Raw genomic sequence first — 18566 nt, 5'->3', positions numbered from 1 at the left:
GCGTCGAAGCTCCCCCGGGCATCGTCCACAGTTTCGTCACGGCCAACATAAGCGACCGACGGGACCCCTGTCCGCATCCCGCGCGACCGGGATTGCCCAGTTGACGGTCAGGATTCCGTCACCCTGGCCTTGTTGATCACGACCGTCGCGTGGGGCGCGGTGTTGCCGGTGGTGGGGTCGGGTCCGGTGGCGCCCGCGGCGGCGATCTTCTTCAGCACCTTCATGCCCGCGTCGGAGACGGTGCCGAACGGGGTGTAGCTGGGCGGGAGCTGGCTGTCCTGGTAGACCAGGAAGAACTGGCTGCCGCCACTGTCCTTCTGCCCGGTGTTGGCCATCGCGACCGTGCCCGCCGGGTAGGTGTTGTCCTTGAGGCTCTTGTCCTTGAGGTTCTCGTCCGGGATCGTGTAGCCCGGCCCGCCGGTGCCGGTGGCCGTCGGGTCACCGCACTGCAGCACGTAGATGCCCTCGGTGGTGAGCCGGTGGCACTTGGTGTGGTCCAGGTAGCCCTGGTCCAGCAGGAAGCGGAACGAGTTGACCGTGTGCGGGGCGGCCTTCGCCTTGAGGGCCACGTCGATGTCGCCGCAGGTGGTCTCCAGCTTCATCGTGTACGAGGCCGACGTGTCGAGTTCGAGCGCCGGCTCCTTCTTCCACGTCTTCGTCTTCGGCTCGCCCGGCGCGGGCTTCTCGCACGGGTCGGGCGCCTTGCTCGTCGGCGCCGCGCTCGGGGTGACCTCCGAGCCCGCGTTGGCGCTGGTGTCGTCGTCCTGCTGGAAGGCCCCGGCCGTGTACAGCGCCCCGCTGCCGATCAGCACCACACCGAGCGCCGACGCGATCACCGCGTTGCGCGTGCGCGCCTTGCGCCGTGCCTCGGTGCGCCGCTGCTGCTGGCGCAAGAACTTCTCCCGGGCGAGCTGACGCCGCCGCTGTTCCTGGCTGACCACCGGGTTGTCTCCTCATGCGTCTCGTGTGCCGGCCGGTACGCGTGCGTGCGGTGAAGCCGACCGCCTGCGTCTGCCCCGTACCGTATATGGGTTCGCTGAGGAATCGGCAGCGCCGGTAGGCTCTGACCACGGGCGCAGCCCGTCGCAAGCCTCCCGTACCCACACAACGAAGGACGATCGTGCTCATTGCCGGGTTCCCCGCCGGGGCCTGGGGGACGAACTGTTATCTCGTCGCCCCCGCCGCCGGTGAGGAGTGCGTGATCATCGACCCCGGCCACCAGGCCGCCGACGGCGTCGCGGAGGCGGTCCGCAAGCACCGGCTGAAGCCGGTCGCCGTCGTCCTGACCCACGGCCACATCGACCACGTCGCCTCGGTCGTCCCGGTCTGCGGAGCGCACGACGTGCCGGCCTGGATCCACCCCGAGGACCGGTACATGATGAGCGACCCCGAGAAGGGCATCGGCCGTGCCATCGGCATGCCGCTGATGGGCGAGCTGACCGTGGGCGAGCCGGACGACCTCCGCGAACTCACCGACGGCACGCGGCTGGAGCTGGCGGGGCTGGACTTCACCGTCGCCCACGCGCCGGGCCATACCAAGGGGTCGGTGACCTTCGGCCTGCCCGAGGCGGCGGACATCCCGCCGATCATGTTCTCGGGCGACCTGCTGTTCGCCGGCTCCATCGGACGCACCGACCTGCCCGGCGGTGACATGGCCGAGATGCTCGACTCGCTGGCACGCGTCTGCCTGCCGCTCGACGACTCGACCGTGGTGCTGTCCGGACACGGCCCCCAGACGACCATCGGCCGGGAGCGCGCCACCAACCCGTATCTACGGCAGGTGGCGGACGCCGGCCAGGGAGCGGACCTCGACGCTCCCCGACGAGGAATGTGACGACTACTTCCGTGAGCACCTTCAAGGCCCCCAAGGGCACCTACGACCTGATCCCGCCGGACAGCGCCACCTACCTCGCCGTGCGCGAGGCCATCGCCGCCCCGCTGCGGGGCTCCGGCTACGGCTACATCGAGACGCCGGGCTTCGAGAACGTCGAGCTGTTCGCGCGCGGTGTCGGCGAGTCCACCGACATCGTCACCAAGGAGATGTACGCCTTCGAGACCAAGGGCGGCGACCGGCTCGCCCTGCGGCCCGAGGGCACCGCGTCCGTGCTGCGCGCCGCCCTGGAGGCCAACCTGCACAAGGCGGGCAACCTCCCGGTCAAGCTCTGGTACTCCGGCTCCTACTACCGCTACGAGCGCCCCCAGAAGGGCCGTTACCGCCACTTCTCCCAGGTCGGCGCCGAGGCGATCGGCGCGGAGGACCCCGCCCTGGACGCCGAGCTGATCATCCTCGCCGACCAGGCGTACCGCTCGCTGGGCCTGCGCACCTTCCGCATCCTGCTCAACAGCCTCGGCGACCAGGAGTGCCGGCCGGTGTACCGGACCGCCCTGCAGGACTTCCTGCGCGGCCTGGACCTGGACGAGGACACCCTGCGCCGGGCGGAGATCAACCCGCTGCGCGTGCTGGACGACAAGCGCGAGTCGGTGCAGAAGCAGCTGTCCGGCGCCCCGCTGCTGCGGGACTACCTCTGCGACGCCTGCAAGGCGTACCACGAGGAGGTCCGCGAACTGATCACGGCGGCGGGCGTGGCCTTCGAGGACGACCCCCGGCTGGTGCGCGGCCTGGACTACTACACCCGCACCACGTTCGAGTTCGTCCACGACGGCCTCGGCTCCCAGTCCGCGGTGGGCGGTGGCGGCCGCTACGACGGGCTGTCCGAGATGATCGGCGGCCCGGCCCTGCCGTCCGTCGGCTGGGCCCTCGGCGTCGACCGCACCGTGCTGGCCCTCCAGGCGGAGGGGATCGAGCTGGACCTCCCGGCCACCACCAGCGTCTTCGCCGTGCCGCTCGGCGAGGAGGCCCGCCGGGTGCTGTTCACCAAGGTCACCGAGCTGCGCAAGAACGGCGTCGCCGCCGACTTCGCGTACGGCGGCAAGGGGCTCAAGGCCGCGATGAAGGCCGCCCACCGCTCCGGCGCCCGCTACGCGCTGGTGCTGGGCGAGCGCGACCTCGCCGAGGGTGTCGTCCAGCTCAAGGACATGGAGTCCGGCGAGCAGACCGCGGTCGGGGTCAACGAGATCGTCGCGGAGCTGGAGTCACGGCTCGGCTGACACGTCGTTCCGGCGCCGGGTGCCCGCGGGCGCCCGGCGCCGTCGTCAACCCGTGGGCCGTCGTCAACCCGTGGGGCGTCGTCACCTGCCGGAGTGGACCGAGGGCGAGCGGGTGTGCGATCCGGGAACGGACGGTGGCCGGAACCGCACGCTCCGGGCGGGTATCCGTAGGGTGATGTGCCCGCAGGGGCGGGCGTGCACAGGAGGGTGCGGCACAATGGCCGTGCCCGAAGCAGGCCCACCACCCAGTGACGGAATCGGCGTGATGAGCAAGACGACAGTCAAGGACGTCTCGATGCAGCCCCAGTCCTCGCCGGAACCCGCCTCGGCGCCCCGCAGGGAAGGCGCGAGCCGGGCTCTCGCCCTGCTCCTGGTGATCACCGGCGCCGCGGGCGTGCTCGCGGCCTGGGTCATCACGCTCGACAAGTTCAAGATCCTCGAGGCCAAGGCGCGCGGCGAGACGTACACCCCGGCGTGCAGCATCAACCCCATCGTCTCCTGCGGCAGCGTCATGGAGAGCGACCAGGCCTCGGTGTTCGGCTTCCCGAACCCGATGCTCGGCCTCGTCACCTACGGCATCGTGATCTGCGTCGGCATGAGCCTGCTGGCCGGTGCCCGCTTCCCCCGCTGGTACTGGCTCACCCTCAACGCCGGCACGCTGTTCGGCACGGTGTTCTGCGCCTGGCTGATGTACCAGTCCCTGTACCGGATCAACGCCCTGTGCCTGTGGTGCTGCCTGGCCTGGGTCGCCACGATCCTCATGTTCTGGTACGTGACCTCCTTCAACGTCCGCCAGGGCTTCCTGCCCGCCCCGGCCGGGGTGAGGAACTTCTTCGGCGAGTTCACCTGGGTCCTGCCGGTGCTGCACATCGGCGTGATCGGCATGCTGATCCTGACCCGCTGGTGGACCCTCTGGACGGGCTGACCGCCCCGCCGCACTGTCGGTGCGGTCCTTTAGGGTTGCCCCCGTGGAGCCCGACCTGTTCACCGCCGCAGCAGAAGAACGCCAGGAGAAGGACCCGGCCGGCAGCCCCCTGGCGGTCCGGATGCGCCCCCGCACCCTCGACGAGGTGGTGGGGCAGCAGCACCTGCTCAAGCCGGGCTCACCGCTGCGCCGGCTGGTCGGGGAGGGCTCCGGGGGCCCGGCCGGCCCCTCCTCGGTGATCCTCTGGGGCCCGCCCGGCACCGGCAAGACCACCCTCGCCTACGTCGTCTCCAAGGCGACCAACAAGCGCTTCGTCGAACTGTCCGCGATCACCGCCGGGGTCAAGGAGGTCCGGACGGTCATCGACGGCGCCCGCCGCGCCTCCGGCGGGTACGGCCAGGAGACCGTCCTGTTCCTGGACGAGATCCACCGCTTCAGCAAGGCCCAGCAGGACTCCCTGCTGCCCGCCGTCGAGAACCGCTGGGTCACCCTGATCGCGGCCACCACCGAGAACCCCTACTTCTCGGTCATCTCCCCGCTGCTGTCCCGGTCGCTCCTGCTCACCCTGGAGCCCCTCACCGACGACGACCTGCGGGGCCTGCTGGCCCGCGCCCTGACCGACGACCGCGGCCTGAAGGGCTCCCTCACCCTCCCCGAGGACACCGCGGAACACCTGCTGCGCATCGCCGGCGGCGACGCCCGCCGCGCCCTCACGGCCCTGGAGGCCGCCGCGGGGGCCGCGCTCGACAAGGGCGAGCCGGAGATCTCCCTGACCACGCTGGAGGAGACCGTCGACCGGGCGGCGGTCACCTACGACCGCGACGGCGACCAGCACTACGACGTCGCCAGCGCCCTGATCAAGTCGATCCGCGGCTCCGACGTGGACGCCGCCCTGCACTACCTGGCCCGGATGATCGAGGCCGGCGAGGACCCGCGCTTCATCGCCCGCCGGCTGATGATCTCCGCCAGCGAGGACATCGGCCTCGCCGACCCGAACGCGCTGCCCCTCGCGGTCGCCGCCGCCCAGGCCGTCGCCATGATCGGCTTCCCCGAGGCCGCGCTCACCCTCAGCCACGCCACCATCGCCCTGGCCCTCGCCCCCAAGTCCAACGCGGCGACCACCGCCATCGGCGCCGCCCTGGACGACGTGCGCAAGGGCCTCGCCGGCCCGGTGCCGCAGCACCTGCGCGACGGGCACTACAAGGGCGCCGCCAAGCTGGGCCACGCCCAGGGCTACGTCTACCCGCACGACCTGCCCGAGGGCATCGCCGAGCAGCAGTACGCCCCGGACGCCCTGAAGGACCGCGCCTACTACGCGCCCACCCGGCACGGCGCGGAGGCGCGGTACGCGGACGCCGTCGAATGGACCAGGAAGCACCTCGGTCGGAAGCGGTCCTGACCACCCTGTAGAATCGCCTGAGCGCTGCGTCCCGTTGTCCGGTCCCGTCAGGAGAGCCGGCGTCACCAGAGCGGGACATCCAGCCGGAGACCCGGCCCCCGGGCGGGGATCTCCAGGAGCGTCGCGCACCGGCGAACGGTGTCGCGGGCAGCCCACCACCACCCGGAGCCCCGGGACCGGTCGGTGGGCCACTCGCGTGCTGCACGTATGTGCCCAGATCAGGGGAGCGGCTGCCCGGCAGGTCCACACCCGGACCCGCGGGGTTTCCCCGGCTGCGGATGCGACCTCCTCGAACCCTGGTGAGCCGACGCAACGGAAAGCGAAAAGAGACAGTGGCGAATCAGTCCCGCCCCAAGGTCAAGAAGTCGCGTGCCCTCGGTATCGCGCTGACCCCGAAGGCCGTCAAGTACTTCGAGGCCCGCCCCTACCCGCCGGGCGAGCACGGCCGCGGCCGCAAGCAGAACTCGGACTACAAGGTCCGTCTGCTGGAGAAGCAGCGTCTGCGCGCGCAGTACGACGTGAGCGAGCGCCAGCTCGTCCGCGCCTACGAGCGGGCCGCCAAGACCACCATCAAGACCGGTGACGCCCTCGTCATCGAGCTGGAGCGCCGCCTCGACGCGCTGGTCCTGCGTTCGGGCATCGCCCGCACGATCTACCAGGCCCGCCAGATGGTCACGCACGGCCACATCCAGGTCAACGGCAAGAAGGTCGACAAGCCCTCCTTCCGTGTCCGCCCGGACGACGTCGTGCAGGTCCGCGAGCGCAGCAAGGACAAGACCCTCTTCACGATCGCTCGTGAGGGTGGCTTCGCCCCCGAGGGCGAGACGCCGCGCTACCTCCAGGTGAACCTCAAGGCCCTGGCGTTCCGCCTGGACCGCGAGCCGAACCGCAAGGAGATCCCGGTGATCTGCGACGAGCAGCTCGTCGTCGAGTACTACGCCCGCTGACCCCGGCAGGCACGCGGTACCTCAGCCCGCCGTCTCCCCACCCCCACGGGTGGGCGAGGCGGTGGGTTCCTGCGTCCCGGGGGCCGCGGGCGCGGCCGGCACCGGCCGGTGGGCGGCCCGCACGGCCGGCGGGGTCCCCGGCCGGCCGAGCGCCCGGGACACCGCCGCGTCCCGGTCCAGCAGGGACCCCCGGCGCACGCACTCCTCGTACACGGCGTCGCCGAGCTCCCGCCGGGCCCGCGCCTCGCACAGCGACCGCGGCGCGCCGTAGTGGGCCGAGCCGAACAGCCGCAGTCCCACCGGGCGCCACATCGCGCCCGCCGCCCCCTGGAGCACCGCCGCCTCGGCGGCGTCCCCCTCGGACACCGTCACCAGCGCCAGCAGCTCCAGCGCCAGCACCGACCCGAGCAGGTCACGGAACCGGTGCGCCCCGGCCAGGCAGTCCCCGAGCAGCGCGCGGGCCGACGCGCGGTCGCCGTCCCGCCAGGCCGCGTACGCCAGGACGTACAGGGCGTAGCCCCGGGCCCACCGCTCGCCGTGGTCGTCGCACACCCGCCGGATCTCCTCGCACCGGCGCACCGCCTCCGCCAGGTGCCCCTGGAAGGCCCGGGCCATGGCCAGCTCCACCTGCCCCATCAGCACGTTGCTGTTGAGCTCCCCGGCCTCCCCGTACCGTTCCAGCGCCGACCCCAGCAGCCGCTCCGCCCGGGACAGGTCGTCCGTGACCAGGGCCACGCACCCCCTGCGGTGCTCCGCGTAGGCCGCCGCAAGGGGGTTCCCGGTCCGGTCCGCCTCCCGGCCGCACTCCTGCAGCGCGGCCAGCGCCGGCCCGGTGTCGCCCTGGAGGATCGCCACGTGCCCGAGCACCCACAGGGCCTTCAGGCGTGGCGGCTCGTGGCCGGAGTCCACGCGCGCCGCCTGCTCCAGCCAGTGCCGCCCCTCCGCGAGCCGCCCGCAGCCGACCCAGTAGAACCACAGCGAACCCGCCAGGTGCTGGCCCAGGTGCGCCCCGTCCGGATCGGTGAGGGCCAGCTCCAGCGCGCCGCGCAGATTCGGCAGCTCCGCCTCCGCCCGGGCGGCGATCTCCGCCTGGCGCGGGGAGAACCAGTCCAGCTCCCACCAGGTGGCCAGCCCCACGTACCAGTCCCGGTGCCGCCTGCGCAGCCGTTCCTCGTCGCCCGTCCCGGCCAGCCACTCGGCGCCGTACTCCCGCAGGGTGTCCAGCATCCGGTAGCGCACCCCGGCGGGCGTCTCCTCACGGCCCACCACCGACTGCGCCAGCAGGGCGGACAGCACGTCCAGCACGTCCTCCGCGGGCAGACCGTCCCCGCCGCACACGTACTCGGCCGCCTCCAGATCGAACCCGCCCGCGAACACCGACAGCCGCGACCACAGCAACCGCTCCCGGGGCGTGCACAGTTCGTGGCTCCAGCCGATCGCGGTGCGCAGCGCCCGGTGCCGGGGCAGGGCGTCCCGGTTGCCGCCGCTCAGCAGCCGGAACCGGTCGTCGAGCCGCTCCAGCAACTGCGCGGCCGACAGGGTGCCCAGCCGGCCCGCGGCCAGTTCCACCGCCAGCGGGAACCCCTCCAGCCGCCGGCACAGCTCCCGCGCCACCGCCGCGTCCCCGACCGGGGCCCCCTGCCGCTCCGCCCGCTCGGCCAGCAGCCGCACCGCCTCGTCCTCGTCCATCGGCGCCAGCGGGAACAGCCGCTCCCCGGCCACCGCCAGGGGCCGCCGTCCCACCGCCAGCACCCGCAGCCCCGGCGCCCGGGCGAGCAGGTGGGCCACCAGCTCGGCGCAGGCGTCCACCAGGTGCTCGAAGCCGTCCAGGACCAGCAGCAGGCGACGGCCCGCGAGGTGGGCGGCCAGCACCTCGCGGGGCGGACGGCACGTGTGGTCGGTGATGCCCAGCGCCGCCACCGTCTCGTGGTCGACGCAGTCCGGGTCCCGCAGGGCGGCCAGATCCACCCGCCACACCCCGTCCGGGGGAGCCCCGAGCCCGGCGGCCCGGACGGCCAGCCGGGACTTGCCGATCCCGCCGGGTCCGGTCACCGTCACCAGGCGCGAGGCCCCGAGCGCGCGGGACAGGGAGGCGAGTTCGGCCGAGCGCCCGACGAAGACGTCCGGTTCCAGGGGCAGATTGCCGTTCACCGGGGTGCCGGACCACCGAATCGACTGCATGGAACACGGAGCGTACTGGCCCGAATTCGCCCCGTACAATCGCTTCCCGCGATTCCCGTACCGCCGCGACGGTAATGCGGTACGGAGTCCCGCCACCGGCGCGATAGGCTCGGTGCCACGACTTTCTCGATGTCCACGCAGGTTTCAGGGAGCGGGTGCACAGTGTCCGGTGGAGAGGTGGCCGGCATCCTGGTGGCCGTGTTCTGGGCGATCCTGGTGTCCTTCCTCGCGGTGGCTCTCGCGAGGCTGGCCCAGACGCTCAGGGCGACCACCAAGCTGGTCGCGGACGTGACCGACCAGGCCGTTCCGCTGCTCGCCGACGCCTCCGCCGCGGTGCGGTCCGCGCAGACCCAGATCGAACGGGTCGACGCGATCGCGTCCGACGTCCAGGAGGTCACCTCCAACGCCTCCGCCCTGTCCACCACCGTCGCCTCCACTTTCGGCGGCCCCCTGGTGAAGGTCGCCGCCTTCGGCTACGGCGTGCGCCGCGCCCTCGGCGGCCGCGGCGAGGTGGACGCGCCGGCCCGGGCGTCGCGGCGCACCGTGATCGTCGGCCGCACCGTCCCCGGTGCGCGACGGGCCAAGCGCACCCGCGGAAAGAGGGACTGACCCAGCGATGTTCCGCCGTACCTTCTGGTTCAGCACCGGCGTCGCCGCCGGCGTGTGGGCCACCACCAAGGTCAACCGCAAGCTGAGGCAGCTCACCCCCGAGCATCTCGCCGTCACCGTGACGAACAAGGCGCTGGAGGCGGGTGGCCGACTGCGCGACCGGGCCGCCGACTTCGCCGTCGAGGTCCGCGACAACATGGCCCGCCGGGAGGCCGAACTGGGCGACGCCCTCGGCATCTCCGCCCCCGTCGACCGCGAACTGCCCCCGCCCCGGCGCCGCGCCGCCATCGAGAACCACGACACCGCCCCGTACGTCGAGGGGTCGGCGATCCGGCCGACGCACCAGACGTACACGACGTACCCGTACAACCGGAATGAGGACCACTGATGGAGTCGGCCGAGATCCGCCGCCGCTGGCTGAGCTTCTTCGAGGAGCGCGGGCACACCGTCGTCCCTTCGGCGTCGCTCATCGCGGACGACCCGACTCTGCTGCTCGTCCCGGCCGGCATGGTCCCGTTCAAGCCCTACTTCCTGGGCGAGGTCAAGCCGCCCTTCGCCCGGGCCACCAGCGTGCAGAAGTGCGTGCGCACCCCGGACATCGAAGAGGTCGGCAAGACCACCCGGCACGGCACGTTCTTCCAGATGTGCGGCAACTTCTCCTTCGGCGACTACTTCAAGCAGGGCGCCGTCGAACTGGCCTGGGAACTGCTCACCAGCCCCCAGGACAAGGGCGGTTACGGCCTCGACCCCGAGCGCCTGTGGATCACCGTCTACGAGGAGGACGACGAGGCCGAGCGCCTGTGGCGCGACGTCGTCGGCGTGCCCGCCGAGCGCATCCAGCGCCTGGGCAAGAAGGACAACTACTGGGACATGGGCGTCCCCGGCCCCTGCGGGCCGTGCTCCGAGATCAACTACGACCGCGGCCCCGAGTTCGGCCCCGAGGGCGGCCCCGCCGTCAACGACGAGCGGTACGTGGAGATCTGGAACCTCGTCTTCATGCAGTACGAGCGGGGCGAGGGGTCCGGCAAGGACTACCCGATCCTCGGCGAGCTGCCCAGCAAGAACATCGACACCGGCCTCGGCCTGGAACGCCTCGCCATGATTCTGCAGGGCGTGCAGAACATGTACGAGATCGACACCTCCATGGCCGTCATCGACAAGGCCACCGAGCTGACCGGCGTCCGCTACGGCGACGCCCAGCACTCCGACGTGTCGCTGCGCGTGGTCACCGACCACATGCGCACCTCGGTCATGCTCATCGGCGACGGCGTCACCCCGGGCAACGAGGGCCGCGGCTACGTGCTGCGCCGCATCATGCGCCGCGCCATCCGCAACATGCGGCTGCTGGGTGCCACCGGCCCGGTCGTCAAGGACCTGGTCGACGTCGTGATCGCCATGATGGGGCAGCAGTACCCGGAGCTGATCACCGACCGCGAGCGCATCGAGAAGGTCGCCCTCGCCGAGGAGAACGCCTTCCTCAAGACGCTGAAGGCCGGCACCAACATCCTGGACACCGCCGTCAGCGAGACCAAGGCCGCCGGTTCCACCGTGCTGCCCGGCGACAAGGCGTTCCTGCTCCACGACACCTGGGGCTTCCCCATCGACCTCACCCTGGAGATGGCCGCCGAGCAGGGCCTCTCGGTGGACGAGGACGGCTTCCGCCGCCTGATGAAGGAGCAGCGGGAGCGCGCCAAGGCCGACGCCAAGGCCAAGAAGACCGGCCACGCCGACCTCGGCGCCTACCGCGAGATCGCCGACCGCGCCGGGGCCACCGACTTCATCGGCTACACCGACACCGAGGGCGAGACCACGGTCGTCGGCATCCTCGTCGACGGCGTCTCCTCGCCGGCCGCCACCGAGGGCGACGAGGTCGAGATCGTCCTCGACCGCACCCCGTTCTACGCCGAGGGCGGCGGCCAGATCGGCGACACCGGCCGGATCCGCACCGACTACGGTGCCGTGGTCGAGGTCCGTGACTGCCAGACCCCGGTCCCGGGCGTCCACGTCCACAAGGGCGTCGTCCAGGTCGGGGAGGTCACCGTCGGCTCCCGGGCCCACGCCTCCATCGACGACCGCCGCCGCAAGGCCATCGCCCGCGCCCACTCGGCCACCCACCTCACCCACCAGGCCCTGCGCGACGCGCTCGGCCCGACGGCCGCCCAGGCCGGTTCGGAGAACCAGCCGGGCCGCTTCCGCTTCGACTTCGGCTCGCCGTCCGCCGTGCCGCAGACGGTGATGCTGGACGTCGAGCAGAAGATCAACGAGGTGCTGGCCCGCGATCTCGACGTGCGCGCCGACATCATGGGCATCGACGAGGCGAAGAAGCAGGGCGCCATCGCCGAGTTCGGCGAGAAGTACGGCGAGCGGGTCCGCGTGGTCACCATCGGCGACTTCTCCAAGGAGCTGTGCGGCGGCACCCACGTCCACAACACCGCCCAGCTGGGCCTGGTGAAACTGCTCGGCGAGTCCTCCATCGGTTCCGGTGTGCGCCGCATCGAGGCCCTGGTCGGTGTGGACGCCTACACCTTCCTCGCCCGCGAGCACACGGTCGTCAACCAGCTCACCGAGCTGCTGAAGGGCCGCCCGGAGGAGCTGCCGGAGAAGGTCTCCGCCATGCTCGGCAAGCTGAAGGACGCCGAGAAGGAGATCGAGAAGTTCCGCGCCGAGAAGGTGCTCCAGGCCGCCGCCGGGCTGGCCGAGGGCGCCAAGGACGTCCGGGGGGTCGCCGTGGTCACCGGCCGGGTGCCGGACGGCACGACCGCCGACGACCTGCGCAAGCTGGTCCTCGACGTGCGCGGCCGGATCCAGGGCGGCCGGGCCGCCGTGGTCGCCCTGTTCACCGTGAACAACGGCCGGCCGCTGACGGTGATCGCCACCAACGAGGCGGCCCGCGAGCGCGGCCTGAAGGCCGGCGAGCTGGTCCGTACGGCCGCCAAGACCCTCGGCGGCGGCGGTGGCGGCAAGCCCGACGTGGCCCAGGGCGGCGGCCAGAACCCGGCCGCCGTCGGCGAGGCCGTCGAGGCCGTCGAGCGGCTCGTCGCCGAGACGGCCGCGTAGGACGGCCGGACGATGCGCCAAGGACGCCGGCTCGCGATCGACGTCGGGGACGCCCGGATCGGGGTCGCCTCGTGCGACCCCGGCGGGATCCTCGCCACGCCCGTCGAGACCGTCCCCGGCCGGGACGTGCCGGCCGCCCACCGGCGGCTGAGGCAGCTGGTCGAGGAGTACGAGCCGATCGAGGTCGTCGTCGGGCTGCCCCGCTCCCTCAAGGGGGGCGAGGGCCCGGCCGCGGCCAAGGTGCGGGGCTTCGCCCGGGAACTGGCGGGCATGATCGCCCCGATTCCGGTGAGGCTCCTCGACGAGCGCATGACGACCGTGACAGCCGGTCAGGGGCTGCGGGCGTCGGGCGTGAAGTCCAGGAAGGGACGTTCCGTCATCGATCAGGCGGCCGCTGTGATCATCCTCCAGCAGGCCCTCGAATCCGAACGGGTGTCAGGTACACCACCCGGTGAGGGCGTCGAAGTGGTCATCTGATCGCGATACGGTAACGTTCCGCGCGATGCGGCGGTGTTCGAACAGCCGCCGCACAGAAAGAGGCGGGGCGGACGCCGGAACCAGAGCCGCGCGACCGCCACCTCGCGGCTCTAGGGGATCGATGACTGAGTATGGCCGGGGCCGGGGCTCCGAACCGTGGCATCCGGACGACCCGTTGTACGGGGACGGCGGATGGGCAGGACAGCAGGCCCCGGAGGGCCCGCAGTCCTACGGCGGCCGGCAGCAGTACCCGCAGCAGCCGCAGGCGCAGCAGCAGTACGGCGAGTGGGGCGCGGGCGACCAGGGCGGCTACGGCGGGCAGCAGCAGTACCCGCAGCAGTACGACCAGTACGGCCGGCCCTACGAGCAGCAGCAGTACGACGGACAGCAGCCGCAGCACGACCCCTACGGCCGTCCCTACGCCGCGCAGCAGTCCCAGCAGCAACAGCAGCCGCCCCACCAGCCTCAGCAGCATCAACAGCCGTACGACAGCGGCAGTTGGCCCGTCGCCGCGCACCCGCAGGACCCGTACGCCGTCGGCCCCGACCCCTACGGGCAGCAGGCCGGCGCCTACGCGGCCCAGCAGGCCGACTACTACGGCACCTCCGAGGCCTACCCGCCCCCCGAACCTCCCGGCCGCCGAGGGGCCCGGCCCGAGCCCGGACCGGAACCGCAACCGGAGGCGGAAGCGGAACCGGAAACGGAGTCCGGGGACCGCACCGACTGGGACCCGGGACCCGACCGGGGCGAGCACGCCTTCTTCGCCGGCGACGATGACGACGACCCGGACGACGACCGGGGACGCGACGAGCGCCGAGGCCGGGGCGGCAAGGAGAAGAAGAAGCGCGGCGGCTGCGCCTGCCTCGTGGTGGCCCTGGTCCTCGGCGGCGGTCTGGTCGGGGTGAGCTACTTCGGCTGGCAGTTCTACCAGGATCGTTTCGGCGGTGCCGACGACTTCGCCGGCGACGGCAACGGCCAGCAGGTCACCGTGTCGATCCCCAAGGGCGCGTTCGGCAACCGGATCGGCCAGCTGCTCAAGGACGCGGGCGTGGTGGCGAGCGTGGACGCCTTCGTCGCCGCCCAGGCGGGCAATCCGGAGGGCAAGTCGATCCAGGACGGGGTCTACACCCTGGAGAAGGAGATGTCGGCCGAGAGCGCCGTCGCCCTGATGCTCAGCCCCAAGAGCCGCAACAACCTGGTCATCGCGGAGGGCAAGCGGAACGCCGAGATCTACCAGCTCATCGACCAGCGCCTGGAGGTCGAACCGGGCACCACCGCCGAGGTGGCCGAGAAGGACTGGGAGAAGCTGGGCCTGCCGGACTGGGCGCAGGACCACGAGAACGTCAAGGACCCGCTGGAGGGCTTCCTCTTCCCGTCCAGCTACGGCGTCTCCAAGGGCCAGAAGCCCGAGGACGTCCTCAAGCGCATGGTCGAGCAGGGCACCAAGACCTACGAGAAGCTGGGCGTCGAGAAGAAGGCCGAGAGCCTCGGTCTGGAGGACCCCTGGCAGCTGATCACCATCGCCAGCCTCGTCCAGGCGGAGGGCACCAGCCACGACGACTTCCGCAAGATGGCCGAGGTCATCTACAACCGGCTGGAACCCGGCAACACCGAGACCAACGGGAAGCTGGAGTTCGACTCGACGTACAACTACATCAAGAACCAGAAGACGCTCGACCTCTCGCTCAAGGAACTCCGCAGCTACGACAACCCGTACAACACGTACTTCCACAAGGGCCTGCCGCCCGGCCCGATCAGCAACCCGGGTGAGGACGCCGTCAAGGGTGCCCTCAAGCCCACCGACGACGGCTGGTTCTACTTCATCTCGATGGACGGCAAGACCAGCCAGTTCACCAAGACCAACGCCGAGCACCAGAAACTGGTCGACCAGTGGAACGCCTCCAGGAAGAACGGATGACCGCGTCGCGCCGGGCCGCCGTGCTCGGCTCCCCGATCGCCCACTCGCTCTCCCCGGTGCTGCACCGCGCCGCGTACGCGGAGCTGGGACTGGAGGGCTGGCGGTACGACCGTTTCGAGGTCGACGAGAAGGCGCTGCCGGGCTTCTTCGAGACGCTCGGCCGCGAGTGGGCGGGGCTGTCGCTGACCATGCCGCTGAAGCGGGCGGTGATCCCGCTCCTGGACGACATCAGCCCCACCGCCGCCTCCGTCGACGCGGTCAACACCGTGGTGTTCGGCGAGGACGGGCGGCGCACCGGGGACAACACCGACATCCCGGGCATGGTCGCCGCGCTGCGCGAGCACGGCATCGAGAAGGTCGAGACCGCCGCGATCCTCGGCGCCGGGGCCACCGCCTCCTCCGCCCTGGCCGCGCTCTCCCGGATCTGCACCGGTGAGGTCGCCGTCCACGTGCGCAGCGAGGCCCGCGCCGCCGAGATGCGCGAGTGGGCCGAGCGGCTGGAGGTCACCGTGCGCATCGCCGCGTGGGACGACGCCGAGGAGGCCCTGCACGCCCCGCTGGTGGTCACCACGACCCCGGCCGGCGTCACCGACCGGCTGGCGGCGAAGGTCCCGGAGCGCCCCGCGGCCCTCTTCGACGTCCTCTACGACCCCTGGCCCACCGCCCTCGCCGCCCGCTGGTCGGCGTACGGCGGCGCCGTGGTCGGCGGGCTCGACCTGCTGGTGCACCAGGCGGTGCTCCAGGTCGAGCGGATGACGGGACGGGCCCCGGCCCCCCTGGCCGCCATGCGCACCGCGGGCGAGCGCGCCCTCGCCGCCCGCTGACGCCCGCCCCCGCGCCCGTACGGTCCCCGCAGCGCGCCGGTGGGCCCCCCCACGGGCGCGCGGGCCCCGGGCCGTGCCGCCCCCGGCCGCGTGCTCCCGGCCCCTGCCGCTCCCGCGGGTCCCGGCCCCCGGCCCCGTCCGCCTGATGGACCGACGGCCGGGACCGGCGTCCGGACGTGGGAGGATCGGACAGGCGGACCGGGGCCCGCGCACCCCGTCCGCGTCACAGCCGCACGCGAGGGCGCGTGTGCGCAGGGCAGTACCGGGGCGCGAGCACGGAGGAGCACACCGTTGAGCAGGTTGCGCTGGCTGACCGCGGGGGAGTCCCACGGTCCCGCACTCGTCGCGACGCTGGAGGGTCTGCCCGCCGGCGTGCCGATCACCACGGAGATGGTGGCGGACCACCTGGCGCGGCGGCGGCTGGGCTACGGACGCGGTGCCCGGATGAAGTTCGAGCGCGACGAGATCACCTTCCTCGGCGGTGTCCGGCACGGCCTGACGCTGGGCTCCCCGGTCGCGATCATGGTGGGCAACACCGAGTGGCCCAAGTGGGAGCAGGTCATGGCGGCCGATCCGGTGGACCCGGAGGTGCTGGCCGGCCTCGCCCGCAACGCCCCGCTGACCCGCCCGCGCCCCGGCCACGCCGACCTGGCGGGCATGCAGAAGTACGGGTTCGACGAGGCGCGTCCGGTGCTGGAGCGGGCCTCGGCCCGTGAGACGGCGGCCCGGGTGGCGCTCGGGGCGGTGGCCCGGTCGTACCTGAAGGAGACGGCCGGGATCGAGATCGTCTCGCACGTGGTGGAGCTGGCGGCGGCGAAGGCCCCCTACGGCGTGTACCCGAAGCCCGAGGACGTGGAGCGGCTGGACGCGGACCCGGTGCGCTGCCTGGACGCGGACGCCTCCGAGGCGATGGTCGCCGAGATCGACCAGGCCCACAAGGACGGCGACACCCTCGGCGGTGTGGTGGAGGTCCTGGCCTACGGGGTGCCGGTGGGGCTCGGCTCGCACGTGCACTGGGACCGGCGCCTGGACGCGCGGCTGGCCGCGGCCCTGATGGGCATCCAGGCCATCAAGGGCGTGGAGGTCGGCGACGGCTTCGACCTGGCGCGGGTGCCCGGCTCGAAGGCGCACGACGAGATCCTCGCCACCGACGACGGCATCAGGCGGGCCACCGGCCGCTCCGGCGGCACCGAGGGCGGGCTGAGCACGGGTGAGCTGCTGCGGGTGCGCGCGGCGATGAAGCCGATCGCGACCGTGCCCCGGGCGCTGCGCACGGTGGACGTGGCCACCGGGGAGGAGGCGGCGGCTCACCACCAGCGCTCCGACGTGTGCGCGGTGCCGGCCGCCGGGATCGTCGCCGAGGCGATGGTGGCGCTGGTGCTGGCCGACGCGGTCGCGGAGAAGTTCGGCGGCGACAGCGTCACCGAGACCCGCCGCAACGTGCGCTCCTACCTCGACGCCCTGGCCGTCCGGTGAGCCCGCGGATCGTCCTGGTCGGCCCGATGGGCGTGGGCAAGTCCACCGTGGGCCGGCTGCTGGCCGAGCGCCTGGGCGTCGCCCACCGCGACACCGACGACGACATCGTCACGGCCCAGGGCCGCAGCATCGCCGACCTCTTCGTCGACGAGGGCGAGGACGCCTTCCGGGCCCTGGAGAAGGACGCCGTGCGGGCGGCCCTGGAGGGCCACGACGGCGTGCTGTCGCTCGGCGGCGGCGCCGTCCTGGACCCCGGCACCCGCGCCCTGCTCGCCGCGCAGCGCGTCGTCTACCTCTCGATGGACGTCGAGGAAGCGGTCCGGCGCACCGGCCTGAACACCGCCCGCCCGCTGCTCGCCGTCAACCCGCGCAAGCAGTGGCGGGAGCTGATGGAGGCCCGGCGGCACCTGTACGAGGAGGTCGCCACGGCCGTCGTCCCGACCGACGGCCGCACGCCCGAAGAGGTCACCGAAGCCGCCCTGGACGCACTGGAGTTGAAGCAAGCATGAGCAGCGAGGCCGTCACCCGCATCGCCATCGGCGGCACCGCGGGAACCGAACCCTACGACGTCCTGGTGGGCCGGCGGCTCCTCGGCGAACTGGCCGGGCTGGTCGGCGACCGGGCCAAGCGGGTCGCCGTGCTGCACCCCGAGGCCCTGGACGAGACCGGGGAGGCGCTCCGCGCCGACCTGGCGGAGCAGGGATACGAGGCCATCGCGATCCAGGTGCCCAACGCCGAGGAGGCCAAGACCGCCGAGGTCGCCGCCTACTGCTGGAAGGCACTGGGCCAGTCCGGCTTCACCCGCACCGACGTCATCGTCGGCGTGGGCGGCGGGGCCACCACCGACCTGGCCGGGTTCGTCGCCGCCACCTGGCTGCGCGGTGTGCGCTGGATCGCCGTCCCCACCACGGTGCTCGCCATGGTCGACGCCGCCGTCGGCGGCAAGACCGGCATCAACACCGCCGAGGGCAAGAACCTCGTGGGCGCCTTCCACCCGCCCGCCGGCGTGCTGTGCGACCTGGCCGCGCTGGACTCGCTCTCCGTCAACGACTACGTCTCCGGCCTGGCCGAGGTCATCAAGGCCGGCTTCATCGCCGACCCGGTGATCCTGGACCTGATCGAGGCCGACCCGCAGGCCGCCCGCACGCCCGCCGGACCGCACACCGCCGAACTCATCGAGCGGTCCATCCGGGTCAAGGCCGACGTCGTCTCCGAGGACCTCAAGGAGTCCGGCCGCCGGGAGATCCTCAACTACGGCCACACGCTCGGCCACGCCATCGAGAAGAACGAGCGCTACAAGTGGCGCCACGGTGCCGCGGTGTCGGTCGGCATGCACTTCGCCGCCGAACTCGGCCGCCTCGCCGGCCGCCTGGACGACGCCACCGCCGACCGCCACCGCACGGTCCTGGAGTCCGTCGGACTGCCGCTGCACTACCGCCACGACCAGTGGCCGCGGCTGCTGGAGACCATGAAGGTCGACAAGAAGTCCCGCGGCGACCTGCTGCGCTTCATCGTCCTCGACGGCCTCGCCAAGCCCACCGTCCTGGAGGGGCCCGACCCGGCCGTCCTGCTCGCCGCCTACGGCGAGGTGGGGGAGTAGCACCCGCGGGCCCCCCGTCCCGCGCCCACCCGGACGGCGGGCCGG

At 72.5% G+C, this 18566-nt stretch carries 16 protein-coding genes; 14 read left to right on the top strand and 2 right to left on the bottom strand.

Annotated elements, in window-relative coordinates; translation table 11 throughout:
• Window positions 1-107 precede the first annotated feature (107 nt).
• Window positions 108-941 (bottom strand): peptidylprolyl isomerase, encoded by an 834-nt coding sequence (locus AC02VZ_RS08175; RefSeq protein WP_476474969.1) that lies wholly within the window; start codon window positions 939-941, stop codon window positions 108-110.
• A gap of 179 nt (window positions 942-1120) precedes the next feature.
• On the opposite strand from AC02VZ_RS08175, the gene AC02VZ_RS08170 reads away from it, so the two are divergent.
• The 5 genes from AC02VZ_RS08170 (at window position 1121) to rpsD (ending at window position 6379) form a co-directional block, all read left to right on the top strand.
• Window positions 1121-1834, top strand: a complete 714-nt coding sequence (locus tag AC02VZ_RS08170) for an MBL fold metallo-hydrolase (protein ID WP_476474968.1) — start codon at window positions 1121-1123, stop codon at window positions 1832-1834.
• 11 nt (window positions 1835-1845) lie between these two features.
• Entirely contained in the window at window positions 1846-3108 is a 1263-nt protein-coding gene (gene hisS, locus AC02VZ_RS08165) for a histidine--tRNA ligase (protein WP_476474967.1), read from the top strand.
• Between the two features lie 265 nt (window positions 3109-3373).
• Window positions 3374-4033, top strand: a complete 660-nt coding sequence (locus tag AC02VZ_RS08160) for a vitamin K epoxide reductase family protein (protein WP_476474966.1) — start codon at window positions 3374-3376, stop codon at window positions 4031-4033.
• Window positions 4034-4076: 43 nt separating this feature from the next.
• Window positions 4077-5432 carry a replication-associated recombination protein A gene (locus AC02VZ_RS08155; protein ID WP_437031561.1) on the top strand — a complete coding sequence of 452 codons (1356 nt, stop codon included), beginning with the start codon at window positions 4077-4079 and terminating at the stop codon, window positions 5430-5432.
• Between the two features lie 332 nt (window positions 5433-5764).
• On the top strand, window positions 5765-6379 hold the full coding sequence (gene rpsD, locus AC02VZ_RS08150) for a 30S ribosomal protein S4 (protein WP_362093292.1): 615 nt from the start codon (window positions 5765-5767) through the stop codon (window positions 6377-6379).
• A gap of 21 nt (window positions 6380-6400) precedes the next feature.
• On the opposite strand, the gene AC02VZ_RS08145 is transcribed toward rpsD, so the two are convergent.
• Complete coding sequence (locus AC02VZ_RS08145; protein WP_476474965.1) at window positions 6401-8560, bottom strand: ATP-binding protein; 2160 nt, start codon at window positions 8558-8560, stop codon at window positions 6401-6403.
• Window positions 8561-8689: 129 nt separating this feature from the next.
• On the opposite strand from AC02VZ_RS08145, the gene AC02VZ_RS08140 reads away from it, so the two are divergent.
• From AC02VZ_RS08140 to aroB, 9 genes are all read left to right on the top strand, one after another.
• On the top strand, window positions 8690-9169 hold the full coding sequence (locus tag AC02VZ_RS08140) for a DUF948 domain-containing protein (protein WP_476474964.1): 480 nt from the start codon (window positions 8690-8692) through the stop codon (window positions 9167-9169).
• Window positions 9170-9176: 7 nt separating this feature from the next.
• Window positions 9177-9557, top strand: coding sequence for a hypothetical protein (locus AC02VZ_RS08135; protein WP_476474963.1), 381 nt, complete (start codon window positions 9177-9179; stop codon window positions 9555-9557).
• Entirely contained in the window at window positions 9557-12226 is a 2670-nt protein-coding gene (gene alaS / locus AC02VZ_RS08130) for an alanine--tRNA ligase (RefSeq protein ID WP_476474962.1), read from the top strand. Before AC02VZ_RS08135 ends, alaS begins: the two co-directional genes overlap by 1 nt.
• Window positions 12227-12238: 12 nt before the next feature.
• Window positions 12239-12703, top strand: a complete 465-nt coding sequence (ruvX, locus tag AC02VZ_RS08125; protein ID WP_476474961.1) for a Holliday junction resolvase RuvX — start codon at window positions 12239-12241, stop codon at window positions 12701-12703.
• A gap of 121 nt (window positions 12704-12824) precedes the next feature.
• Window positions 12825-14621, top strand: a complete 1797-nt coding sequence (gene mltG, locus AC02VZ_RS08120; protein ID WP_476474960.1) for an endolytic transglycosylase MltG — start codon at window positions 12825-12827, stop codon at window positions 14619-14621.
• Complete coding sequence (locus AC02VZ_RS08115) at window positions 14618-15445, top strand: shikimate dehydrogenase (protein WP_476474959.1); 828 nt, start codon at window positions 14618-14620, stop codon at window positions 15443-15445. Before mltG ends, AC02VZ_RS08115 begins: the two co-directional genes overlap by 4 nt.
• 291 nt (window positions 15446-15736) lie before the next feature.
• Window positions 15737-16921 (top strand): chorismate synthase, encoded by a 1185-nt coding sequence (gene aroC / locus AC02VZ_RS08110; protein ID WP_476474958.1) that lies wholly within the window; start codon window positions 15737-15739, stop codon window positions 16919-16921.
• Window positions 16918-17430 carry a shikimate kinase gene (locus AC02VZ_RS08105; RefSeq protein ID WP_476474957.1) on the top strand — a complete coding sequence of 171 codons (513 nt, stop codon included), beginning with the start codon at window positions 16918-16920 and terminating at the stop codon, window positions 17428-17430. The genes aroC and AC02VZ_RS08105 overlap by 4 nt, the downstream gene beginning before the upstream one ends.
• Window positions 17427-18521, top strand: coding sequence for a 3-dehydroquinate synthase (gene aroB / locus AC02VZ_RS08100; protein WP_476474956.1), 1095 nt, complete (start codon window positions 17427-17429; stop codon window positions 18519-18521). Before AC02VZ_RS08105 ends, aroB begins: the two co-directional genes overlap by 4 nt.
• Window positions 18522-18566 lie beyond the last annotated feature (45 nt).

This window comes from Streptomyces sp. 3-6 (genome assembly GCF_056323165.1).
The sequence above is the reverse complement of the archived record's forward strand: the minus strand, read 5'-3'. Positions and strand labels throughout refer to the sequence as shown.